Origin of the sequence: Rhodococcus sp. WY5, from assembly GCF_018588185.1 — a bacterium.
Taxonomy (GTDB): Bacteria; Actinomycetota; Actinomycetes; order Mycobacteriales; family Mycobacteriaceae; genus Rhodococcus_F; species Rhodococcus_F qingshengii.
The window spans coordinates 5,129,925-5,153,874 of the sequence record NZ_JAAMPR010000001.1; the positions used below are offsets into that span (position 1 = coordinate 5,129,925).

A 23,950-nucleotide genomic window follows, 5' to 3' on the forward strand; every position below is an offset into this window, starting at 1 on the left:
GGCACGCCGCGTCGAGGTACCCGCGGCCGAGCATCGGACCAGTAACCTGAAGGGGTGTCCCACCAGCAACCGCAGCGCCGCGCGCGTCCACGACCTGCGCCGATTCGGACCAAGACGAGCCCGGCTCGCATAGCGGTCGCGGTGCTGTCCGTGCTCGTACTGCTGGTCACCGGGTTCGCGTGGCGGGGTGTGGACTCGTTGAGAAACAGCCTTGCCACTGCCAGCGGACTCGGCCTCGGTGGCGGCAAGGACGGCGCCATCGACATTCTGATGGTGGGAACGGACAGTCGAACGGACGCGCACGGCAACCCGCTCTCACAAAGCGAGCTCGACTCGTTGCGCGCAGGTGAGGAAGTTGCGTCCAATACCGACACCATCATCTTGATCCGCGTCCCCAACGACGGGAGTTCCGCGACCGCGATCTCGATTCCCCGCGACGCGTACGTCAACGTCCCGGGTATCGGTATGTCGAAGATCAACGCCGCGTTCGGTGCCACCAAGGAAACCGAACGGCTGAAGTTGGTCAACAACGGGTCGTCCGACAGCGACGCAGACAAGAAGTCGACGGAAGCCGGCCGGACCGCGCTCATCGGAGCGGTGGCGAATCTGACCGGCATCACCGTCGATCACTACGCCGAAGTCGGACTACTCGGATTCGTCCTGCTGACCAACGCAGTGGGCGGAGTCGACGTGTGCCTCAACGCGCCGGTAGACGAACCGATGTCCGGAGCCAATTTCGCGGCCGGGAAACAGACACTCGACGGTGCCGACGCGCTGAGCTTCGTGCGACAACGACACGATCTTCCTCGCGGCGACCTGGACCGGATCGTTCGCCAGCAGGTGTTCATGGCTTCTCTCGTCAGCAAGGTACTCAGCGCAAAAACCCTCAGTGACCCCGGCAAGCTCAGCCAGCTGACCTCGGCTGTCCAGCGTTCCGTCGTGATCGACGACGACTGGGACATCATCGAATTCGCCAAGCAGTTGCAGAATCTGGCCGGCGGCAAGGTGCAATTCGAGACCATTCCCGTTCTCGACATCAACGGCATGACCGATTCCGGCGAGTCCATCGTCAAGGTCGATCCCAAGGCCGTCAAGAAGTACATCGCCGGATTGGTCGGCGCCGACAGCGAGGACTCGGAGGAGACCTCCGAAGCACCGACCACGGTGAATGCGTCCTCGATCACGGTCGACGTCGCAAACGCCAGTGACGTCGCAGGGTTGGCCAGCGGTGTTTCCGAAGCGTTGAGTGCCCTCGGGTACAAGCAGGGTCAGGTCGGCAACAACACCGGCTCGGACGTCACCGAATCGACGGTGTTCGCAAAGTCCGCGGACGACGACGCAGCACTCGCGGTGGCCGAGGCACTCGGCGGTCTGACGGTCAAGGAGGATTCGTCATTGTCCTCGGGCAAGGTTCGGGTTGTCATTGCCGAGGACTACAGCGGCCCGCAGTCCGCGGACGCGGTATCCCCGTCCGAAGGAGCGACAAGCACGACTGAATCGTCGAGCACCACCGAGACCAGCCCCACTCCCGCCCCTCCCGGTCCGCCGATCGACGCGGCCTCCAACGGCCCGCGCTGTGTCAACTGAACCGCTGCGTAAGCTGATTAGGTGCCTTCGCCTGTAGACAACCTGACCGACGCCCTCCTCGGACCGATCCTGGCTGCCGACCCGGCCGGCCCTCGCGTGACCTACTACGACGACGCCACCGGCGAGCGCATCGAATTGTCTGCGAGCACTCTGGCCAATTGGGCGGCAAAGACAGCGAACATGGTTCGCGACGAGTTCGCTCTCGAGCCCGGCAGCAAAGTTGCCGTGCTGCTTCCCGCGCACTGGCAGAGCGTCGCCGTCTTGCTGGGTGTGTGGTGGGCAGGCGGTGAGGTGGTCCTCTCCCCCGACGCCGACGCCGAACTGGCTTTCGTCACTGCCGACCGACTGGACGATGTTGCGGACGTACCGGAAGTAGCCGCACTCTCCCTCGACGCGTTCGGCAAAGGTTTGAGCGATCTTCCGCTCGGCGTCGCCGACTACGCAACCTCCATCCGTGTGCACGGCGACCAGTTCCGTAGCGCCGGGGCCGGTTCGGCGCTGGAAGGCCGGTCCGTAGCGGACACGATCGACGCGGCACGGGCATCGGCGAAGAACGTCGAATTGGTGTCGACGGATCGTGTCCTCTCCAATCGCACGTGGGACACGGCAGACGAAATGATCGACGGGCTTCTGGCAGTTCTCGCCGCGGGCGCCTCACTCGTGCAGGTGGCCCACCCGGACGCGGAAGCTACCGCGCGCCGAGTGGGCACCGAGAAGGTCACGAAACAGTTCTGAACGCTAGCTCGCGAGAGCTGTCACCGGTGACACCAGCCCCGCCCGCCTAGCGGGGAGCAGTGACGCGATCACACCGCAGATTCCGCCGATCAACACGATGGCTACCAACTGCACCCACGGCACTGCGCTGAGGGCGACGTCCTCGATCCCGAAAACCGATGCGGTACCGGCTACACCGAACACCATCCCGAACAGCACTCCGATCACCGATGCGACTCCTGCCACCAGCAGTGCTTCCCAGATCAACATGGCTCGAATTCCCTTCTTGGTCAGTCCGAGTGCGCGAAGCAGTCCGGATTCGCGGCGCCGTTCGAGAACGGACAGTGCCATGGTGTTTCCGACGCCGATCAAAGCGATCAACACCGCTACCGACAGCAATCCGGCAACCACCATGAGCATGGTGTCGAGGATCGAATCGAGAGCTGAACGCATCTCGGTCATGCCCTGAACATCGCTGCCCGGCGCTTCCTGGCGTGCCAGTTCCGTGATGCGGTCGGTGGCGGCCAAAGCCTGTTCGTCAGTATCCGTCCCCAGCCTTACCCAGTACGAATCGGTGGTCGGCGCGGTGGCCGCTGCACCGAGATCGCCTCGATCCAGTAGTGCTGGTTGACCTTTCACGCCCTCGACCACGCTGACGTTCACGACGCCGCGATCCCCACGCACCGTCGCCGTATCGCCCGCCGAAAGCTTGTATTCGGTCAGGTCAGCGGGCGAGAGCACCAACTGACCGGCCGCAGGTACCGAGATCTCGGTACGCAGAACATCTTTCACCCGAGCAGCGTCGACGCCGAATCCGGCCAACGAACCGCGCCCGTCGATCGTCAGTTCGGCCTTGTCCAGACCGCTCACCGCGCCGACACCGTTGACCGCGGCGATGTCTGTGCCCAACCCTGCGGGAAGCGGTGCCGAACCTGAACTGCTCACCATAACGTCGACGGGGAATTGACTGTCCATCGCCGCGGGTGCGGCTTCCTTGACCGTCGCGATTCCCACGACGAGCGTGCTCGTCAAGGCAACACCGATCAACAATGCGGTGGCCGTCGCCGAGGTGCGGCGTGGGTTCCGACCGGCGTTGCCTGCTGCCAGGCTTCCCACCGGACCGATCAGTCTCGCCAACACTCCGCCGGCCGCATTGATCAATGCAGGCACGATTCGACCGGACAGTGCCGCGATCCCCAGGAACGAGAACAGTCCACCGGCGGTTGCCGCCGGCACCTGCTGATTCGTCACTCCCAGGACGGTCATCGCGATGCCCGCGAGCAGGGTCACGACGCCGAGAACCCGGCGCACCACCGATACCTGAACGCTCTCAGGCTTGGACTCCATCGGCTGCAGTGCTGCCAGCGGGGAGAGCCTCGTTGCCGCCCGCCCGGGCGCAGATGCAGCGAGCATCGTCATCACGATGCCGACGGCAAGACCGACGAGCACGGTCACCGGGGTGACGCTCAGTGACGAAAGAGGAACCGGCACATCTGCGGCCGTTGCTACGCGACCGATTGCCCAGGCAAGTCCGACACCGAGTCCGACGCCGATCACCGAGGCGATCACGCCGACCGCCGCGGCTTCACTGCGAATGCTCCGGCGAACCTGTTTGGCCGTGGCGCCGACGCATCGCAGCAACGCAAGTTCCTGAGTGCGCGCCGCGAGCAGCACGGCAAATGTATTGGCGATCACCAGCGCGGCAACAACAACGGCGATGGCGCCGAAGGCGAGCAACACCGTGCTGAGGATCTTGGTGCCGCCCATGTATTCGGCTGCGGCGTTGTCTGTGGCTTCTTCGCCGGTCAGCACGGTGGAGTCCGCGGGCAACGCGCTCGCGATCGAATCCACGAGTTGTTGCTGAGAGCGTGAACCGTCACCGGCGACACGGAACTCACGTTCGGCACTGTCACCGGCCCACGCGCTCACCTGCTCGGCGGTGGTGAATATCTTGATCCCGCCCAGTCGTTGCGCCGAACCGGAGAGGTCGACCAGTCCGACTACCTCCGCGGTGGGTGCGGCGGCACCGACCGTCGAATCCCGTGCCGTGACTGTGATTCGGGCACCGATCGGTATCCCGGAGTCCGCGCTCACCAACACCTGCCCCAGACCGGCCGGAATCGATCCCTCCGACATCTTCTCCCAACGCAATTCGGGATTGTCGGCAATCGAGAGCGCATCCCCGTAGGACGCGCCCTTTGCCTCGGAGTCGACACGAACATACGTCGACACGTCGTCGGCCACCGCCGAGACGCCCGGCACCGCGCTCAGCAGAGCTTCCGTCACGCCTGGACCGGACGCGACGACATCTGTGGTTTCGTATTGCGTCGCAAGTGATTTGCTCACACTCGCGTCGACCGTCGAGCTCAAGGTCAAAGTCGCGACGATGTATCCGACGGCGATCACCACCGCGAGTATCGACGCCACATAGCGCCCGGCATGTGCCCGCGCCTGCGCAAAAGCCAGACCTCTCATCGCAGTGCACCCGAAACTGCAGGAACATCGGCCAGGTCGTCGGCACCGAGAGCTCGCATGGCACCGATCACCGAGTCGACGGTGGGATGGTCGATCTCTCCGGCAATACGCCCGTCCGCGATCAACACGACTCGATCCGCGTACGACGCCGCCACCGGATCGTGCGTCACCATGACGACGGTCTGACCGGTCTCCCGGACACTGGTCCGCAAGAGCCCCAGAACCTCTGTCCCGGAACGGGAATCCAGGTTGCCGGTGGGCTCGTCGGCAAAGATCACGTCGGGCTGCGGCAGTAGTGCGCGGGCGACGGCTACGCGTTGCTGCTGACCGCCCGACAATTCGTGCGGCAGGTGATCGAGACGCTGCGACAGGCCCAGCTTGCCGATCACCTCGTCCATCCACTCGGGCGAGGGTTCACTACCTGCCAGCTTCATCGGCAGCAGCATGTTCTCCCGAGCAGTGAGCACCGGTAGCAGGTTGAACGCTTGGAAGACGAATCCGATTCGCTCGCGTCGCAGTTCGGTGAGCTCCGTGTCGCCGAGTTTCGTGACTTCGGTGTCGCCCAGGAAAACCTGCCCACCCGAGACCGTGTCGAGTCCGGCCAGGCAGTGCATGAGCGTCGACTTTCCGGAGCCGGACGGGCCCATGATCGCGGTGAACCGCTCGCGACCGAAGTCCACGTCGACTCCGCCGAGCGCGTGAACCGTGGTCTCACCGGTGCCGTACACCTTGGTGACACCGCGGGCAGTGATCGCCGGCACTGCGGCTGGTTCCGTCGTGGTGTGCGCATGCATTCTTTTGCCCTCCGTAAAGCTTCTCGCTATGACGGAATCGACGTTATTGCAGCGCAAGTGGTCTCCGCGTCGGAGCGCGGGGCGATCTTGGAAAGCCCGGTGTCATCCCGGGGTAGGACTGAACAGAGCTGCTCGTCAGCCCTCGGTACCGAGGAGATCCGCGCGCCGGACAAGTCCGATCTGGAAAGCGAAGACGACTGCCTGCACACGATCACGAGAATGCGTCTTTGAAAGAACCCGTCCGACATGGGTTTTCACTGTCGTCTCGGAGACGTGGAATTTCGCAGCGATCTCCGAATTCGACAGCCCGTACGCCATGGCTTCGAGCACCTCGACCTCGCGCGGCGTCAACTCTTCGGGCAACTGCGCTTCGGGCGCCGAGCCTTCCAGGAGTGGCCCGACGTGCTGAAGCAGTCGCCGAGTGGCCCGGGCTTCGATCACCGCGTCCCCGCGGTGCACGGTGCGGATGGCGTCGAGCAACTGCTCCGGTGGCACGTCCTTGAGCAGGAAACCACTGGCGCCCGCCCGGATAGCCGACATCACGTACTCGTCGTTGTCGAAGGTGGTGAGCACCACGACCTTCGGCGCATCGGGGTCGGCCAGGAGCCGACGAGTCGCCTCGATGCCGTCCATCTTCGGCATCTGGACATCCATCAGAACGACGTCGACATGACGGGCGGCCAACTCGGTCAACGCCTGCTGACCGTCCGAAGCCTCGACAACCACCGACAGATCCGGCTGTGAGTCGATGACCATTCGAAAACCTGCGCGGACCAGCTGCTGATCGTCGATCAGTGCCACTGCGATCGGAGCCACGTGTTCGTCCATGCCACTCACCTTAAGACCTTCGGGCGTTTCTAGACCTACCCAGACGTTCGTTCGTACGGCAAGACGGCCCGGACGCTGTATCCGCCGCCTGATTTCGGTCCGGCGGTCACTTTGCCTCCGTGCAGCTTGGCTCGCTCGGCCATTCCGATCAGTCCCTGTCCGCCTGGTGACGATTCGACCAGCGCGGCGCTGCCGCCTCGTCCGTCGTCGGTGATACCGAGAACGAGTTCGGTTTCAGCCCACGTCATCTCGACGCTCGCCTGTGCTCCAGGCCCCGCATGTTTGAGAACGTTCGTCAGCGATTCCTGCACGATGCGATACGCCGTCAACCCCGCACCCGCAGAGAGTTCGCGTGGTTCCCCGGTCACGCTGACGGCGATGTCGAGTCCGCTGCTGCGTAACTCGTGGAAGAGACTGTCGATGTCGCCGGCGCCCGGGATCACCGAGAAATCACGGGGCGTGTCCTCACGCAGGACGGACAGCAGCGATCGCATGTCGGTCAACGCCTGGCGGCCGGTGGAGGCAATTGTTTCGAGTGCCTGAATTGCAGCCTGAGGATCCTTGGCCGCGCTGTAGCGTCCGCCGTCGGCCTGAGCGATGACAACGGTCAACGAATGAGCAACGATGTCGTGCATCTCGCGCGCAATCCTCGAGCGTTCGCTGATCGTCGCGATTTCCGCTTCCTGCGCACGCTCGAGTTCGAGCAACCGTGCGCGCTCGGTCAGGCCTTCCAATTGTTTGGTGCGGACTCGACGCAGGTCACCGAACGCCCAGACCGCGAGCATGAAGATCATGACGGCCACGGACTGCATGACCTGGGAGGACACCGGGATTCCGTCGTAGCCGAAGTATCGAACAGTTCCGGCAATCGAGCCGAGCAACGCGAGCACCAGCCCGGTGAGTGAACTCCACCGAGCGCCGTAAGCGGCCAGCGCGTACAGGGAGATGGGTACGACAACGGCCGATGCGAGCAGTGTGTTGCCGATGAAGATCACGTGTAGAACTGCGAACCCTGCGATCACCATGCCGGAGAGTTCGGGGCGCGAGCGTCGCCACGCCAACGGAACGGTCATACCCAGCGAGATGAACACCGCCAGCGGACTCGCCTCGACCGCAACGACAACGCTGAACAGTGCGGCAACCGTCGCAATGCAGATGTCCACACCGCGAGCATGTTCCGCGCTCCAGCGGACGAAGCGTTCACTAGTCGGAAAACGAGCCATGCCGCCAAGAGTAGCTTTTACTGACGAGCTCTCACTCAGGTGCGGTAACCGCCGTCTTCGAGACCGGCCTCGATTTCGAAGCGGTTCCGCGGCCCGCGATGACGCAGTTCCTCACGCAGGTACAGCAACCCGAATATGATTCCGTACCTGGCCCATTGGTCCGCGTGGACTGCCTCGTGGCGAAGGACGGGTCGCGTCGCGTTTCGCCGCGTGAGATATACACCACCGAGAGTTGTTCCGCCTCTGGCGAACCCGCAGCGCAGTCCGGAGGCGACAAAGATTCCGGACTCGTCGTCGAAGCGGATGTCCGCGCCGAGAATCCTGGCGTACAGCAGGGCGACGCGGGTGACGAACGCGGACTGCGCGCTGCCCCGACTCGCTCGGATCAGCGGCAGCCCGCGTCGTGCACACACGAGAAGATCAGCCCAGCAGTTTTTCGCGGAGCGCCTTGTCCTTGTCGAGCACCATCGACTCGAGGCTCTCCTGGAACGCCACCATCCGCTGCTGCAGTGCGGGATCCGAAGCACCGAGAATCCGAGCAGCCAGCAGACCGGCGTTGCGAGCGCCACCGATCGACACTGTCGCCACCGGGACGCCGGCCGGCATCTGGACGATCGAAAGCAGCGAATCCATACCGTCGAGGTACTTGAGCGGCACCGGAACACCGATGACCGGCAACGGCGTGGCCGAGGCAACCATGCCCGGAAGGTGCGCGGCGCCACCGGCACCGGCGATGACGACCTTGATTCCGCGGCCCGCGGCTTCCCTGGCGTAGTCGAGCATCCGCTGAGGCGTGCGGTGCGCCGAGACGACACCGACCTCGAAGCGGATACCGAACTCGGCCAAAGCTTCGGCGGCAGCTTCCATGGTCGGCCAATCCGAATCGCTGCCCATGATCAGGCCGACCTGCGCGCTCTCACTCACCGTGTACATCCCATCCGTCGGTCCAAACTGCATACGAAAGCCAATGTGCTGCGCGCTCGGCGCGTTCCCGAACTGCGGCAACGTAATTCGGATCGTCGATGGATCCGGCGCCGCCCACGATGTTGACGTGACCGATCTTGCGATCCTTGCGCTCATCCTTGCCGTACAGGTGGATCTTCGCGTCAGGCATCCGCGCGAACAGGTGATGGACGCGCTCGTCCATCGTCATCTCGGGAGCTTCCGGCGCACCGAGAACGTTGGCCATCACGGTGACCGGCGCGATCGGCGACGTATCTCCGAGCGGGTAGTCGAGAACCGCGCGCAGGTGCTGCTCGAACTGAGAGGTGCGGGCGCCGTCCATCGTCCAGTGACCGGAGTTGTGCGGGCGCATCGCCAACTCGTTGACCACGAGAGTGCCGTCGGTCGTCTCGAACAGTTCGACGGCCATGGAGCCGACCACACCGAGCTCCGACGCGATGCGCAGCGCCAACTGTTCAGCTTCCTCGGCAACGGCACTCGAAAGCTCGGGGGCAGGTGCGATCACGACGGCACACTGGCCGTTGCGCTGAACCGTTTCCACGACCGGCCACGTAGCGCCCTGTCCGAACGGCGACCGCGCCACCATGGCGGACAGCTCCCGACGCATCGAGACCATTTCCTCGACGATCAGCGGAACACCCTTGTTCAGCTGCTCGGTGACGATGGCTTCTGCTTCGTCCTGATCGTCGGTGATCCAGACGCCGCGGCCGTCGTAGCCTCCGCGTGTTGCCTTGATGACAAGCGGCCAACCGTGTTGGGCACCGAAACGCACGACGTCTTCTGCCCACGTCACTTCGGCGTACGCAGGTACGGGCGCGCCCAGTTCGGCAAGTTTGCGACGCATCAGAAGTTTGTCCTGAGCGAAGATCAGAGCCTGCGGCGGCGGCTGAACGTTCACGCCTTCGGCAACAAGAACCTCGAGATGCTCCGTGGGCACGTGCTCGTGGTCGAACGTCAACGCGTTGGAACCGACCGCTGCGCGTCGAAGAGCGTCGAGGTCGGTGTGGCTGCCGAGCACGACGTCGGGGCTGACCTGAGCTGCCGGCTCGTCCGAAGTCCCGGAGAGCACTCGGAGCGTCTGGCCCAGGGCCACCGCCGCCTGGTGAGTCATCCTGGCCAACTGTCCGCCACCGATCATGGTGACGACGGGCATGGATGCTTTTGCCGGTCGAGGGGTGGTCGGGCGGGCGGGGATCTGCGCGGGATCGTTGTTGCCGGTCACGGCTCTCTATGTTGTCATGTGCCGCGTTCGCCCGTTCATTCAGCGTTCCCAATCTGTGATTCTGCTGATGAATCCGCGGCAAATTGGTGGTAACGCGGTTTCGTTTCGTAAACTCATCTGTTGTGCCATTTGTCGACGGGGTCATTGCCCGCATACCCCAACCGTTTCGTGACATCGCTCTGCGTCACAGCGAGCTGATCAAATTCGCGATCGTCGGCGGAACGACCTTCCTCATCGACTCGGGCATCTTCTACACACTCAAGCTGTCGATCCTCGAATCCAAGCCGATCACGGCCAAGATCATCGCCGGCGTCGTCGCGGTGATCGCGTCGTACATTCTCAACCGCGAGTGGTCGTTCAAGAACCGTGGTGGCCGTGAACCAGCGCACGAAGCTGCGCTGTTCTTCATCATCAGCGCCATCGGTGTCGTCATCAGCTTCATCCCGCTGTACATCTCCAGTTACGTCTTCAACCTGCGCGTACCCGAAGTCAGCTTGGCGACGGAGAACATCGCCGACTTCATCAGTGCATATGTCATCGGCAACCTGCTGCAGATGGCGTTCCGATTCTGGGCCTTCCGCAAGTTCGTGTTTCCCGACGAGAATCCGGAACCGCTCGAGCTGTCCGACACCACAGGATTGTCCGAAACCACAGCGTTATCCGAAACCACAGCGCCTGAGCCGGTAATTCCTGATGCCGAAGAGGAGCTCGGGCACTCCTGAGTTTTCCGTCTGCGCCGGCCTTTCGGTCAGCGCGGTTCGCGGTGCGGAACGACGTCCGCGGTCGGCGCCGTGTTGGCCACCGGCAGGAAGACGGCGAACAAGGCAGGCTTACGCCTCTGCAGTTCCAGGCGGCCCCCGTCGGCTTCGATCAGTGCACGTGCGAGCGCCAACCCGACGCCGGTGGACCCCGCCCCCGAAAATCCTCTGTCGAAGATGTGCGGCGCCAGATCGTTCTCCACACCGGAGCCTTCGTCGGTGACCTCGACGCACACCATCGAGTCACGGCGAGACGAACTGCGACCCGTACCGTCGATCAATCGCACCGACACCGTGCACGTGCCTTCACCGTGTTCGAACGAATTGTCGACCAGAACGGAAACAGCTTCACGCAGACGCGAACCTGTGGTCGCAGCCATCACCGTGCGATCGCCGCGTAGGCGCAGCCTGCGTCCCTCTCCGTCGAACTGAGCCTGCCAGTCGCGAGTCACCTGTTCCAGCTCGCCGACTACCGACACCAGACTCGCCGATGACCCACTGGTGCGCGACGAGCGAATCAGGTCGTCGATTCCGTCGGTGAGCCTGTCCACTTGCGCCATGGCTTCCTCGGCCTCGTTCACGACGTCAGGATCTTCGTGAACGGACAACTCGTCCAGGCGCAGCCGCACTGCAGTCAGTCGACTGCGCAGTTGATGCGAGACGTCCGCAACCAGCGCGCGCTCTCGTTGCAGCCGCACCGAAATCTCCACGGTTGCCGCATCGAGGACGTCGGACACGCGGTCGAGTTCGGGGATGTCGTGCCGACGAGGATCCGGCCGGAAGTCGCCTTCGGCGAGGCGCGCCGCCCGGTCGGCCACATCCTGCAGCGGATCGGCAAGCCGACGCGCAGTGACCACAGCAACCACGGTGCCTGCCGTGATGGACAGAAGCACGAGCACGCCGACAGCCATCACCGCCTGTTTCTGCTGGGTGCGCAGGTTCTCCGACGGCACCTCGAGACGCAACGAGCCGGACGTTCCCATCGCGAGCGATTCGACGAGTGCGTTCTTGACCGTCGCCTCACCGACGTCGACGCGTGCGGCGCCGTCGACGACGGTCGGATACACGACGACGAGGCGCCCGTCGTTCGGGGTGAGAACCTTGAGCGAATCGGTGTTCAACGCACCTTCGACGAGTCCATTCGTCCCCTCTTGCGCGATGACCTCAGCGGCCATCCGGTCGAGGCGCACCCGGAGATCACTTCGCGTCACGTCCTCCACCCAGAGCCACGCCGTGTAGATCAGCGGAACCCCCAGCAGCAACGCCGTCATGATCACGACAGCGAGAATCGACTGCAATATGCGACGCCGCATGCCGGCAGTTCCTGATTCTCGAGAAGTTAGTCGGTGTTGATTCGGAAACCGACACCGCGGACGGTGGCAATCCTGCGTTCCACGGCGGGGCCCTCGTCGCCGATCTTGCGGCGCAGCCACGACATGTGCATGTCGAGCGTCTTCGATCCACGAAGCTCGACGTCGCCCCACACCTCACGAAGGATCGTATCGCGCGAGACAACTTCCCCGGCATGCTCGAGGAGGACCCGCAGAAGCTCGTATTCCTTGTTGGCCAAGGCGATTTCGGAGCCGTTGACGAGCACGCGTCGTGCCGCGGGCTCGAGCCTGATGCCACCGACCTCGACAATCGTGTCCTCGCGGCCACCGTGGCGACGCAGGAGTGCTCGCACACGTGCCATCAACTCGGCGAGACGAAACGGCTTGCTGACGTAGTCGTCGGCGCCCGCGTCCAACCCGACCACGAAGTCGACTTCGTCGGTCCTGGCGGTCAACATCAGCACGGCGAGCGAGGTGCGATGCGCACGAATCTGTCGGCAGACCTCGAGGCCGTCCATGCCCGGAAGGCCGAGATCGAGAATCAACAGGTCGAAATCACCTTCGAGCGCCTGCTGCAACGCAGCGGGTCCGGTCGGTTCGACCGTCACCGAATACCCTTCACGCCCCAAGGCGCGGGAAAGGGGTGCAGCAATGGCCTCGTCGTCTTCGGCTAGCAATACGGCAGTCACACGAACAGACTACGGACAACACGCCTTTGCACGTTGATTACCAGCCATTTCGATCGTTCGGGTCGTCGTTTTCACCTGACGGCCACTGCGGTGCCTGCGATGGTGGCTGCTGCATGGAATCGAAAACCTGGTGATACAGCAGGGCGTGAACGTGCTCGACGTCAGGAATGTCGTCGAACTCGAGCGGATCGTCACTGGCAGATGCGATGACCAGAGTTCCGGTCTTGAGCATTCGATCGATCAGGCCGTGACGAAACTGAACATTGCTGATCCGTCCCATGGGAATGTCGATACCCGTGTGCGTGAGCACTCCGTGGCGGATGAGCACTCGCCGATCGGTGACGATGAAATGCGTGAACTTCCAGACCGTGAACGGCGCAACCGATCGCCAGGCCACGACACCGAGCCAGATGATTCCGACGGCAATGGACGACACGGTGCGAGCCGTGCCGTCCAATCTCGTCTGTGCGAGGCCCAACAAGAACCCGGCGACGGCCGTCGCAAGCACGAACGTCAGCGCCGGAAGCACCAACATCTTCCAATGAGGATGGCGATGCAGTATCAGTTCCTCGTCCTGAGCGAGGGCGTCTTCGGGATATCCCATGACGGGAAGTCTGCCACCCCGCACCGACTTTCAGACACACCGACTTTCAGGCACACCCGTCTTCAGGGCAACGCTCAGGGCTGCGCGATCTTTCGCAGCACCAACGGGGTCACGACGATGATGATGCCGTACAGCACCATCCACACGCCGACCACGATGCGGAAGACGTCGAGCGAGAGTTCGGGCTGCAGAAGGACGATTGCACCCGCGACGATGCTGATGACTCCGAGCACGATCGACAGACCGCGATCGACGGTGTGCCCGGACGCCGCGTCGACCAGATCGAGAACGCCACGGAATACCCACCAGGCACCGATCACCAACGCGATCAGAACCACCGTCTGCAAAGGGCTACGGAGAACCAAGAATCCGAGGAGCACTGCCAACGCGCCGGAGATCGCGACGAGCGTGCGAGTTCCACCCGAAGCCGTCACGTCCGCGAACGAACGGATGATCTGAACGATTCCGAATCCGAACAGCTGGATCGCAATGACAACCGCGACCACGAACAGGGTGGCATCCGGCCACGCGAGTACCGCGATACCCAGGCCCAATGTGAGGACACCGAGCAGCACCGTCACGCCGGTGAGTACGCGGCGAGCGCTCTCGGCCGTCTCGGCTTCGGTCGGAACAACGATCGGTGTGGTCATGACGCCCCTAGGCAGCTCGGTAAATCCCGCAGTTGAGTGAAATGAAGGACGGACGGTTGGTTCGAAAACCGGTCCGGGCCAAAAATTAGCACTTTGGTGCCAGAAAATCCGGCAACGTTCACGATTCGGTGACCGGGGCGGCGCGAAGGTGCGTGATATCACCTGCTGCGACCGCAAAGGTCTCCCCATCTGTTCCCTCGATTTCGATGACGACGCGTCCGGAAGTGTCGACGTCGGTCGCGATACCGAACACCTCCTTGTCGCCCGGCAAAACCGCGCGGACTCGTTTGCCCAGCGTCCCGCAGCGCTGCCGGTATTCGGCAGCCAACACAGATGTATCCCATTTCGACGATTCCCAAGCACGGAATTGCGTCGCCAATTCACGGGCGATTGCGCGAACGAGAGTGTCGCGGTCGACAGTCGATGCTTCTTCGATCAGCAGTGACGTAGCGGTCGGGACGGGCAGCTCCTCGACGCCGAGGCTCACGTTCAGCCCGATCCCCACCACCACCGCGGGATCGGGCGCCGTCCTCGCCACCTCGGCCAGAATGCCGGCGACCTTCTTGTCACCGATGAGAACGTCGTTCGGCCACTTGAGTTCTGCGGGTACTTCGGCCACGTTGCGCAGCGCGTCGACGACCGCGATTCCCGACAGTAGCGGGAGCCAACCCATGTCCGCGAGATTCATTCCGGGCATCGACAGCAGAACCGACATCGAGATCTGCGCTTGCGGCGGACTCACCCACGTGCGCGAATGACGGCCACGGGCACTCGCCTGATATTCGGCGATCAGAACGTGACGGTCGGCATCCGGATCTGCCGCTCGCGCAAGGAGATCCGCGTTCGTCGAACCGGTCTCCTCGACAACGTCGAGGCGGTTCCAGAAAACGCGCGCGTCGTCGTTGTCACTGCGCACCAGTGCGCGTCGTAGGGCATTGCCGTCGAGGGGCGGTCGGTTCAAGTCGGTCCACATAGCCCCAGCCTATGACGACAGCGAGAATGTACTGGTCAGTAGCTTGAGCCTGCAAGACAGCGACAATCGGACCTGCCTTCGAAGCCCCCCACGCACTCTCGTTAAGCTCACGTCCATGACCACTGTCCAAGAGCCGAACGCGCCGGAGGCGGCGGCCGCACCCGATATCCACACGACCGCGGGAAAGCTCGCGGACCTGCGGAATCGCCAAGCCCAGGCGCAGGCACCGAGCGGCGAAGCCGCCATCGACAAGGTGCACGCCAAAGGCAAGCTGACCGCCCGCGAGCGCATCACCGCCCTCCTCGACGAGGGCTCCTTCGTCGAACTCGACGCACTGGCACGGCACCGAAGCGTGAACTTCGGTCTCGCTGACAACCGCCCGGTCGGCGACGGCGTCGTCACCGGTTACGGCACCATCGACGGCCGCGACGTCTGTGTCTTCTCACAGGACGCCACCGTTTTCGGCGGATCGCTCGGCGAAATCTACGGTGAGAAGATCGTCAAGGTCATGGACCTCGCGATCCGCACCGGACGGCCCCTCGTCGGCATCAACGAAGGTGCAGGCGCGCGCATTCAGGAAGGCGTCGTCTCGCTCGGCCTCTACGGCGAGATCTTCCACCGCAACGTCCAGGCCTCGGGTGTCATCCCCCAGATCTCACTGATCATGGGACCCGCCGCCGGCGGCCACGTGTACTCCCCCGCACTGACCGACTTCGTCGTGATGGTCGACGAGACCTCCCAGATGTTCGTCACCGGCCCCGACGTCATCAAGACGGTCACCGGTGAAGACGTCACGATGGAAGACCTCGGCGGCGCTCGCACCCACATGGTCAAGTCCGGCGTCGCCCACTACGTCGCTTCCGGCGAGCAGGACGCCCTCGACTACGTCAAGGACCTGCTCAGCTACCTGCCGTCCAACAACCAGGCAGCGGCTCCCCGCGGCGAGATCACCGACCCCATCGTCGGTTCGATCGAAGACAGCCTGACCGCCGAGGACATCGAACTCGACACCCTCATCCCGGACTCGGCCAACCAGCCGTACGACATGCACGAGGTCATCCGTCGCATCCTCGACGACGACGAGTTCCTCGAGGTCCAGGCCGAGCGCGCGATGAACATCATCGTCGGTTTCGGTCGCGTCGACGGACGCTCGGTCGGCATCGTCGCCAACCAGCCCACCCAGTTCGCGGGCTGCCTCGACATCGACGCCTCGGAGAAGGCCGCTCGCTTCGTGCGTACCTGCGACGCGTTCAACGTCCCGATCATCACGCTCGTCGACGTTCCCGGCTTCCTCCCCGGAACCGAGCAGGAATACAACGGCATCATCCGCCGCGGCGCGAAGCTCCTCTACGCATACGGAGAAGCAACGGTCGGCAAGATCACGGTCATCACCCGCAAGGCTTACGGCGGAGCGTACGACGTCATGGGCTCCAAGCACATGGGCGCCGACGTGAACCTGGCATGGCCGACCGCTCAGATCGCCGTCATGGGTGCATCCGGAGCAGTCGGATTCGTCTACCGCAAGCAGCTTCTCGAAGCCGCGAAGAACGGCGAAGACGTCGATGCATTGCGCCTCAAGCTGCAGAACGAGTACGAGGACACACTCGTCAACCCGTACGTCGCCGCTGAGCGCGGATACGTCGACGCTGTCATTCCTCCGTCGCACACCCGCGGACAAATCGTTTCCGCATTGCGACTGCTAGAGCGCAAGGCCGTTTCCCTTCCGCCCAAGAAGCATGGGAACATTCCCCTATGACCGCAACCACCGAGGACATTCTCAGCGAAGATGTCGCACTGGCGGAGACTGCACCGACCAACGGTGCGGTCGTCGAGGGAACCGCGACGGATGCTTCGCTCACGGAGCTGACCGAGACGTCGACCTCCGACGCGTCGGTCATCAAGATCGTCAAGGGTTCGCCCACGGACGTCGAGATCGCGGCACTGGTCAGCGTGCTTGCTGCGGCTGCCGGCAGCGGTCAAGCTCCCGAGTCGAACGTTCCCGCGGAGACCTGGGGCGATCCGACTCAGTTCCACCGCACGCGTGCGCCGTTCTCGCCGTACGCGTACCTGAACCCCGCGATCCGTCGCAGCTGACGATCACTCTGCTGACGTGACTCAACTGGTTCTAGCTTCAGCGTCCCCGGCTCGCCTCGCAGTTCTGCGGGCGGCCGGGGTTTCGCCGCTTGTGCGTGTCTCCGGCGTCGACGAGGACAAGATCGCCGACAATCTCGGACCCGACGCCGCCCCCGAAAAAGTCGTGACGGTACTGGCGGAGGCCAAGGCCGCCGAGATCGTTCCCGGTCTTGCCGCCGACAATCTCACCGACGTAGTCGTTGTCGGGTGCGATTCGATGCTCCTGATCGACGGGCAACTTCAAGGCAAGCCGGGCAGCGTCGATATCGCCCGAAAGCGATGGGCCGCAATGGCCGGACGCAGCGCCACTCTCTTGACCGGGCACTGTGTCCTACGCGTCGCCGACGGCCGCATCGTCCGCATGGCCTCGGATCACAGCGCAACAGTGGTTCATTTCGCGCAACCGTCCACCGAGGATCTCGAGGCATACCTGGCAACGGGCGAGCCGCTCCAAGTCGCCGGAGCATTCACGCTCGACAGTCTCGGCGGCTGGTTCGTGGAGAGGATCGAGGGTGATCCCTCGAGTGTCATCGGTATCGGATTACCTTTGGTACGAACACTTCTCGAGCGTGTCGGGGTTTCCGTCTCGGATCTCTGGCGCACGCAGAGCATCTTCTGACGCGTTTTCTCCAAGCACGTTTTCTCCAAGCACCAGTGACCAGCCCCGCATCGGGTCCATGCCGATGCGAAGCTGGTCGTTTTTGTTGTCACCGAAAAGGTTTGACCCTTCAGGTTTTGAAGGTGGTGTTCGCCGGCCTCGGTTGCTGTCCGGGGTCGATCGAGGGCGGCGGGACGAACCAGGGTTTGTTGTCGACTCCTATTCGGATTTCCCATTTCCCGACGAACCCGGATTTGAGGTGCATCAACCGATGGTGTGAACGGCACAGCAGGACCAGGTTGTTCATCACCGTCGGGCCACCGTTGGCCCAGTGCCGGATATGGTGCGCATCCGTCCACGCGGGCACGCATGTGCAGCCCGGGAAGGCGCAGCCTTTGTCTCGGGCGATGAGGGCGACGCGTTGTTCGGCGGTGACCAGCCTCTTTCCTGGTTTCGCATCCAAGGGCGCGCCGTGATCGTCGAGCAGGACGGTCGAGAGGAAACAATCACACCCGAGGAGCCTGGTCTGCGACACGGACAGCGGCCCCAGCCAGGGCATGTGCCCGACATCGAGATCCGACAGAGACTCTTCACCATCGGCGGGCGAGGCGGCGCAGTCCCGATGCTCAGCGAGATCACGCGCGTTGATGTGCACGTTCACGTGCGGTCGTTGACCACCATCTGTGCCAGTGTTGGCGCAGTCCAGGTAACGCCGGATCAGTTCGGTGAACCCGTCGGCAGTCCGCTTCGCTGCCGACCGAGCATCCGGCGTCCCGTCCGGTGCCTGGGTGGGCATCGTCAGATTCGACAGGGCCGAGAGCAGCATTTCTCCGGTGAGGGCGTCGAAATCCCCACGCACCACCACCCGACCATTGAGCGTCGACGCGATCCGCAACTCATTGAGATCGACATCTTCAGCGGGCGGAATCTCATCCGATTCGAACAACCGCTCCAACGTCGCGATCACGTTCCGCACCTTCGTCGTCGTCGCCTCCACACCCGACGCAGCAGCCAACAACAAATCGATACAGCGAGGGAGCGCCTCCTCCGGCATCCCCTTCGGCGGTGATTCACAGAACGCCACGATCAACACCGCGTGCTCGAACGAGCAATCCCCGCCATCGAACCGAGCCGCCACCGCCGGAAACGGCCGCAAAGCTGCACCCAGCGCGGCGATCTTCTTCCCGTCCCGAACCTGCAGCATCGTGGTGGCCGCCAACCACGCACCCACTCCGCGGCTGGCAATCACCTGATCATCCGGGCGCAACGACAACTCGTCCACCACCGCCACACGCACAGCTTCCAGGCGCAGAATCTCCGCACTCGCCTCGACAGCAGCAGCACGCAACTCAGAAGCAGACAACCGCCACAACCGTCCGCGCAACCCCACCGCAGAACCAGACACCACATCCGACAACAAGACACTCATTGAATCCCCCGATCCCCTGCACACAGGGTACTCGAACACCCGTTCGAGTCAAGGGCAATTTTCAGACCGGCGAATTGACCCGCGGCAGAGCAGTCGACGCCAATCCGATACCGAGCGCAATTGCTGCGATGATCGCGAGCACACGGCGCTGCGCTTGGAGAAATGCTTCGCCGGCCGCCGCGCGAGTCGATGCGTACGCGGCATCAACTGCCACCTGAACGGATTGACCCCCGGCACCGGCGGAGCCGTCCCGGCGACATTCCGGCGCCACCTCCATCGGTGTTCCGGATGCCAATTGGCTTGTTGCGCAATCGACAAAGGCCTTTTCGGCGATGTCGATCAGGCCGGGACCAACGCCGGCAGCTTCAAGGTTCGCAACGTACTCGGGCCGCTCCCCCTGCACTGCTTGCGGAGCTTGCCCCGCGACGAGCGAGAAGAACACCACTCCGATCAAGGCCAGTCCGATGGAGCTGCCAACCTGCTGAACGGTAGGAAGCAGTCCCGACACCGAACCCGCGTGCGCGGGTTCGACCGTCGCAAGGATCGCGGTTTGCAGTGGTGCCACGAACAGTCCGAGACCTGCGCCACCGAGAAGCAGCGGACCGGCGAGCGCGAGCCAGCGTGGATCGGTTCCTTCGCGTTCGAGGATGATCGACAGCGCGATCAGCGAGCCGGCAAAGACGACCATCCCCAGGATCAGAACACGGTTTCCGAGCATCCGGTACACCGCCGATGAGAGAACCGCCGCCACGCCCATTCCGACGGCCCACGGCAGCGTCATGACGCCCGCTCGCAATGCGGAGAACCCGAAGCCGAACTGAAGGGTGAGACTGATGGTGAAGATCAAGGAAGTCAGGGTTCCGAAGAAAACGAACGCAAGAACCGCGCCGATTGTGAAGGCTCGGTCGCGGAAAAGCTCGAGACGAAGGACCGGATCGCCGCCTCGTTTCGCCAAACGCGATTCGTAGAGCACAAACGCCACTGCCACCGGCGCCGACATCGCGAGCATTACGACAAGACCTGTGGGCCATCCGCGCGCCCTTCCCTCGGCCAGGGGAAGGATCAGCAGGAACAGCGCCAGTGATGACAGTGCGGCGCCGATGAGGTCCAGTGAGCGCACATGCTCAGCGCGAGCATCGACGAGATGGAAATATCCGAGAATCAAGGCGGCGATGCCGATCGGGATGTTGACGAAGAAGATCAGGCGCCAGCCCCAGTCGAACAGATTCCACTCGATCAGCAGCCCACCGATCAGAGGCCCACTGACTGTTGCGAGCCCGATGGTCGCACCGTAGATCCCGAAGACTCGCGGATGCCTGGCCTTCGGAAACAGACCCGAGATGATGGCAAACGTCTGGGCTGACATCGAACCGGCCGCCAATCCTTGCAGACCCCGGAAGACGATCAACATCGTCGCGCTCTGCGCGAGCCCGCACAGCAACGAGGCAACGACGAATACGGACAGGGCGGTCAGAAAAACAACCCTACGGCCGAACAGGTCCCCCAGCCGCGCTGCAGTGATCAACGAACACGCGAAAGCCAGGATGTACACGCTGACCATGAGCAACTGCGCCGATACGCCTGCTTGAAGATCGACGGCGATACTCGGAAGCGCGACGTTGACGATTGTCGCGTCGAGCAATTGCATGAATGCCGCCGCCAGACTCGTCGCCAACCCGAGCCAGGGCGTCAGAGAACCAGCTCGCCGCCCGCCCTTGTGGTCGGCGCCGACAGCGTCACCTAAAGGGTCCGGAAGCACCGAATGATCCTAATCGAATACAACGCTTCTAGAACCTGTTCTTGTTTAGATTGTAGTATTTCGGACAATTCAGTCCCCCAGATGGGATAGTTCGTCGTCTGCCCATTTTCAGAGCAGGCTTCTCGACGACACACGCAGGAGTTCTACTCGATGGATCTGAACTTGATCACCCATTGGCACCCGCTTCCTGGGCGGGTAATCGAATGGGGCGTCACGCATGCTTCCGCTCAACGAGCCGCCGAAGCCGAGATCGACCGAGAACTACCCCCGACCACGATGCAGGATCGCCACCTGCGACGCGCCCGCGTCACCGCAGAGAAGGGCGATCCGCAGTCTCCGTGGATCGGTATCGCCTTCGATTTCGCAGGAACACTGGACCGCGACGCCATGACGCGAGCACTTCAGCGCTACATCCGTCGCCACGACACGCTGCACAGCTGGTTCTCGTTCGACGAAGCAACCACCGACGCTGCGGACACCTCGTTCGAGGTCCGTCGACACGTGGTGCCGGTCGAAAGCATCGAACTCGAGTACCGCGTCGGCGACGACGTCTCCGAATCCGAGGCGATCCGCGCACTCGTCGCGACCAAGTTCGCCACCGAAACCAGCGCGCTGCAGTGGCCGGCCTTCGTTTTCGGCGCCGTCGAGCACCACCATGCCGACCTCGAAGCCGATCCGAGCTTCACCCTGTTCCATGCAGTCGACCACGCCCATTCGGACATGAACTCGATGGTGTTGATGTACGCGGAATTGCGTCAGCTCTACGCCGCGGAAACGACCGGATCACATCCCGAACTGGGCCCCGCGGGAAGTTACGCGCAGTTCGGTCGCGTCGAGCGCGCACGGACAACCGAGCTGACGATGCAGTCACCCGAAGTGCACCAGTGGCTCGGTTACCTCATGCGCAGCGGCGGCTCGTTCCCCGGATTTCCGCTCCCGCTCGGGGCCGAAGACGCGCCCAAACCGGCTATCGGTTCACGCTTCGACCTGGCCGACGACATCGAGTGCGAGAAGTTCGGTGCGGTTTGTAAAGCCAACGGCGCCAACTTCATCGGCGGAATGTTCACCGCGCTCGCGATTGCGGAATTCGAACTCGCCGGACGCGACAAGTACATCGCCCTCTCGCCGGTCAGCACACGAACCGAGGCCGACTCGTTTGCGCAGGGCTGGTACATCAACCTGATCCCGGTCGGCATCGACGTCGACGACAAGCGACGCTTCACCGAGTTGGCAAAGCTCGGGCAGCAGGGGTACCACGACGGCAAGGCACTCCTCGATGTCTCTGTGCAGCAGGTCATCGATCTGGTTCTGTCGAGCTTGGCCGAGTCGGATTCCGCACCCGGCGGACTGTCGAAGACGCTCACCCCGCCGCCGATCGTCTCATACATCGACGGCCGACGCATGCCGGATCCATACAGTTACGCCGAGACGAAGGCAACGGGAATCGTCGGCGGCAAAGAGACTCAGATCGCGTCGATGTGGATCAACCGGATGCACACCGGAACCTGGATCGCCGTGTCTCACCCCGACACCCCCATTGCCCACGAATCGGCCACCCGCTTCGCCGAGCATGTCTCGAAGATCATCAAAACTGTTGCAGCTCAAGGCGACTACTCGTTCGTGGCACCAGAGGGAGTGGCCTGATGCATGTCACCTCGATCGATCGATACGGACTCGACCCCGGAATCGTCACCGAATGGTCGCTTCAGCCCGCGGACGGCGCCGTCACCGAGTCGGAAGTACCACCGTCGTACAACCAGCATTTTCACCTCGAGACTGCGCGAACACACGGCATGGGCCGGAGTGTGTGGATGGCAGCCGCATTCGACCTTCCCGGAGAACTGAATCGGCCTGCACTCGACCTCGCGCTGCGCCTGTTCATCAGTCGCCATGACACTCTGCACACAGGATTCGAGGTGGGCGAGTTCACCACCACCCGAATGGGACTCGATCCAGACGGCACACACATCGAGACTTCGGAACCTCTGAAATTCGATTCGACCGAAGACCTCCGAGCGCATCTCAAGAAGCGATTCACGACGGTATGCGATCCACTGACCTTCCCTGCATACACGTTTGCCACGGTCGAACGCGAAGAGCATTACACGGTCCTGAGCGCGTTCGATCACACACTCGTCGACGGCTACTCGTTGGTCATCGCTCTCGGGGAACTGCGACAGATCTACGAGGGACTGATCGCCCTACCCGACCTGACCGACCACGAGGCCGTCGACGCAGTGATGAGCCGACTGGGTGACCCGGGAAGTTTCGTGCGGTACTGCGAACTGGAGGCAGACGCTCTGCTTCCCGTCGACAACGACCCTCGAATCCGAGAGTGGGCAAGGTTCTACGAGATCTGCGGTGGCACATCACCGAGTTTCCCCTTGGATCTCGGCGTCGAGGGCGGAAAGCCCGCGCCGCAGGGCGCCGATGTGCGCGTGCTGCTCGACGAGGAATTGACTGCGACGTTCGACGAGATCTGCCTATCCGCCGGCGGTAGCGTGTTCACCGGAATCCTCACTGCGATGGGACTTTCCGTCCACTCGTACACCGGCCAGTCGACGCTTCCGCTGCAATTTCCGCTTCACATTCGCAAAGATCCGCGGTGGGCCGACGCGATCGGCTGGCTCACCACCAGCGCGCCGATCACGGTCCAGATCACTCCCGACGCGGATTTCGGTGCATCCCTTGCACATACGCACGCGTCGTTCCGAGTTGCGTTGACGCTCGAGGGCGTCACCATGGCCCAGGTTCGAGATGCTTTGGGCGACAAGATTCGACGCACGCGCACCGACGTCTTCATGGTGTCGTACATCGATTACCGCAAACTACCCGGCACAGACGATCATGATCTCCTCAACGCCCATCACATCAGCAATGTGACGGTCGCCGACGATGCCCAGTTCTGGATTTCGCGAACGAACCGTGGTCTCTCGCTGCGTTCACGCTTTCCCGATACCGAGACGGCAAACGAAACCATGGTGAATTTCCTCACCGAACTCGACCGGATTCTGAGAGAAGTCTGCGCCCGGGGCGTGACGCCGATCGGAAGTGTCACCGAACAATTGAGAGATTCGAGCGTCGGAGCAGGAACACCGAGGATTTAGGGTCGGCAACGGGCACGAGCAGGCAGAACCTGCTTCCGGGCGTCTCACCTTGCGCACAGCGCATAGAATCGATCAAGTCCGTGTTCGAACCGAACGATTCGTCTTCAGGAGTA

At 63.1% G+C, this 23,950-nt stretch carries 22 protein-coding genes; 8 read left to right on the plus strand and 14 right to left on the minus strand.

Annotated elements, in window-relative coordinates:
- Positions 1-102 precede the first annotated feature (102 nt).
- Positions 103-1,587, plus strand: a complete 1,485-nt coding sequence (locus G4D79_RS23690) for an LCP family protein (RefSeq protein WP_214514637.1) — start codon at positions 103-105, stop codon at positions 1,585-1,587.
- 21 nt (positions 1,588-1,608) lie between these two features.
- The gene (locus tag G4D79_RS23695) at positions 1,609-2,322 is read left to right on the plus strand and encodes a TIGR03089 family protein (RefSeq protein WP_054827248.1); all 714 of its coding nucleotides are present in this window, start codon (positions 1,609-1,611) and stop codon (positions 2,320-2,322) included.
- A gap of 3 nt (positions 2,323-2,325) precedes the next feature.
- Here the strand turns inward: G4D79_RS23695 and G4D79_RS23700 are convergent, their stop codons facing one another.
- The 7 genes from G4D79_RS23700 to G4D79_RS23730 form a co-directional block, all read right to left on the minus strand.
- Positions 2,326-4,776 (minus strand): ABC transporter permease, encoded by a 2,451-nt coding sequence (locus tag G4D79_RS23700; protein WP_214514449.1) that lies wholly within the window; start codon positions 4,774-4,776, stop codon positions 2,326-2,328.
- Positions 4,773-5,570 carry an ABC transporter ATP-binding protein gene (locus tag G4D79_RS23705; protein WP_042450120.1) on the minus strand — a complete coding sequence of 266 codons (798 nt, stop codon included), beginning with the start codon at positions 5,568-5,570 and terminating at the stop codon, positions 4,773-4,775. Before G4D79_RS23705 ends, G4D79_RS23700 begins: the two co-directional genes overlap by 4 nt.
- Positions 5,571-5,705: 135 nt before the next feature.
- Positions 5,706-6,398: a response regulator transcription factor gene (locus G4D79_RS23710; RefSeq protein ID WP_003940960.1), complete on the minus strand. Its 693-nt coding sequence runs from the start codon at positions 6,396-6,398 to the stop codon at positions 5,706-5,708.
- 35 nt (positions 6,399-6,433) lie between these two features.
- Positions 6,434-7,621 (minus strand): sensor histidine kinase, encoded by a 1,188-nt coding sequence (locus G4D79_RS23715; RefSeq protein ID WP_030535022.1) that lies wholly within the window; start codon positions 7,619-7,621, stop codon positions 6,434-6,436.
- A 35-nt stretch (positions 7,622-7,656) separates the two neighbouring features.
- Positions 7,657-8,034: a hypothetical protein gene (locus G4D79_RS23720; RefSeq protein ID WP_214514450.1), complete on the minus strand. Its 378-nt coding sequence runs from the start codon at positions 8,032-8,034 to the stop codon at positions 7,657-7,659.
- A gap of 7 nt (positions 8,035-8,041) precedes the next feature.
- Positions 8,042-8,554 carry a 5-(carboxyamino)imidazole ribonucleotide mutase gene (purE, locus tag G4D79_RS23725; protein WP_030535024.1) on the minus strand — a complete coding sequence of 171 codons (513 nt, stop codon included), beginning with the start codon at positions 8,552-8,554 and terminating at the stop codon, positions 8,042-8,044.
- Positions 8,538-9,737: a 5-(carboxyamino)imidazole ribonucleotide synthase gene (locus tag G4D79_RS23730; RefSeq protein WP_250887978.1), complete on the minus strand. Its 1,200-nt coding sequence runs from the start codon at positions 9,735-9,737 to the stop codon at positions 8,538-8,540. The genes purE and G4D79_RS23730 overlap by 17 nt, the downstream gene beginning before the upstream one ends.
- 191 nt (positions 9,738-9,928) lie before the next feature.
- Here G4D79_RS23730 and G4D79_RS23735 point away from each other — a divergent pair, with 191 nt between their 5' ends.
- Positions 9,929-10,528, plus strand: a complete 600-nt coding sequence (locus G4D79_RS23735) for a GtrA family protein (protein WP_064688941.1) — start codon at positions 9,929-9,931, stop codon at positions 10,526-10,528.
- Between the two features lie 26 nt (positions 10,529-10,554).
- On the opposite strand, the gene G4D79_RS23740 is transcribed toward G4D79_RS23735, so the two are convergent.
- The 5 genes from G4D79_RS23740 to G4D79_RS23760 all read right to left on the minus strand — a co-directional run bounded on the left by G4D79_RS23740 (position 10,555) and on the right by G4D79_RS23760 (position 14,811).
- Positions 10,555-11,877, minus strand: a complete 1,323-nt coding sequence (locus G4D79_RS23740; RefSeq protein ID WP_007731154.1) for a HAMP domain-containing sensor histidine kinase — start codon at positions 11,875-11,877, stop codon at positions 10,555-10,557.
- A 26-nt stretch (positions 11,878-11,903) separates the two neighbouring features.
- Positions 11,904-12,584 carry a response regulator transcription factor gene (locus tag G4D79_RS23745; protein WP_003940916.1) on the minus strand — a complete coding sequence of 227 codons (681 nt, stop codon included), beginning with the start codon at positions 12,582-12,584 and terminating at the stop codon, positions 11,904-11,906.
- 37 nt (positions 12,585-12,621) lie between these two features.
- Positions 12,622-13,188, minus strand: coding sequence for a PH domain-containing protein (locus tag G4D79_RS23750; RefSeq protein ID WP_003941034.1), 567 nt, complete (start codon positions 13,186-13,188; stop codon positions 12,622-12,624).
- Between the two features lie 74 nt (positions 13,189-13,262).
- Positions 13,263-13,838, minus strand: a complete 576-nt coding sequence (locus G4D79_RS23755; protein ID WP_003941007.1) for an HdeD family acid-resistance protein — start codon at positions 13,836-13,838, stop codon at positions 13,263-13,265.
- A 118-nt stretch (positions 13,839-13,956) separates the two neighbouring features.
- Positions 13,957-14,811: a biotin--[acetyl-CoA-carboxylase] ligase gene (locus G4D79_RS23760; RefSeq protein WP_003940755.1), complete on the minus strand. Its 855-nt coding sequence runs from the start codon at positions 14,809-14,811 to the stop codon at positions 13,957-13,959.
- 115 nt (positions 14,812-14,926) lie between these two features.
- Here G4D79_RS23760 and G4D79_RS23765 point away from each other — a divergent pair, with 115 nt between their 5' ends.
- From G4D79_RS23765 to G4D79_RS23775, 3 genes are read left to right on the plus strand one after another with little or no spacing between them, the layout of a single operon-like run.
- Positions 14,927-16,567 (plus strand): acyl-CoA carboxylase subunit beta, encoded by a 1,641-nt coding sequence (locus G4D79_RS23765; protein ID WP_003940853.1) that lies wholly within the window; start codon positions 14,927-14,929, stop codon positions 16,565-16,567.
- Entirely contained in the window at positions 16,564-16,905 is a 342-nt protein-coding gene (locus G4D79_RS23770) for an acyl-CoA carboxylase subunit epsilon (RefSeq protein WP_007731147.1), read from the plus strand. The genes G4D79_RS23765 and G4D79_RS23770 overlap by 4 nt, the downstream gene beginning before the upstream one ends.
- Before the next feature lie 16 nt (positions 16,906-16,921).
- The gene (locus G4D79_RS23775; RefSeq protein WP_007731146.1) at positions 16,922-17,563 is read left to right on the plus strand and encodes a nucleoside triphosphate pyrophosphatase; all 642 of its coding nucleotides are present in this window, start codon (positions 16,922-16,924) and stop codon (positions 17,561-17,563) included.
- Positions 17,564-17,672: 109 nt separating this feature from the next.
- On the opposite strand, the gene G4D79_RS23780 is transcribed toward G4D79_RS23775, so the two are convergent.
- Together G4D79_RS23780 and G4D79_RS23785 are read right to left on the minus strand one after the other, a co-directional pair.
- Positions 17,673-18,971 (minus strand): HNH endonuclease signature motif containing protein, encoded by a 1,299-nt coding sequence (locus G4D79_RS23780; RefSeq protein WP_214514452.1) that lies wholly within the window; start codon positions 18,969-18,971, stop codon positions 17,673-17,675.
- 61 nt (positions 18,972-19,032) lie between these two features.
- Positions 19,033-20,730, minus strand: coding sequence for an MFS transporter (locus G4D79_RS23785; RefSeq protein WP_003940674.1), 1,698 nt, complete (start codon positions 20,728-20,730; stop codon positions 19,033-19,035).
- 150 nt (positions 20,731-20,880) lie between these two features.
- On the opposite strand from G4D79_RS23785, the gene G4D79_RS23790 reads away from it, so the two are divergent.
- Positions 20,881-22,374 (plus strand): condensation domain-containing protein, encoded by a 1,494-nt coding sequence (locus tag G4D79_RS23790; protein ID WP_064112572.1) that lies wholly within the window; start codon positions 20,881-20,883, stop codon positions 22,372-22,374.
- Positions 22,374-23,837: a condensation domain-containing protein gene (locus G4D79_RS23795; RefSeq protein WP_042449587.1), complete on the plus strand. Its 1,464-nt coding sequence runs from the start codon at positions 22,374-22,376 to the stop codon at positions 23,835-23,837. Before G4D79_RS23790 ends, G4D79_RS23795 begins: the two co-directional genes overlap by 1 nt.
- Positions 23,838-23,950: the final 113 nt, after the last annotated feature.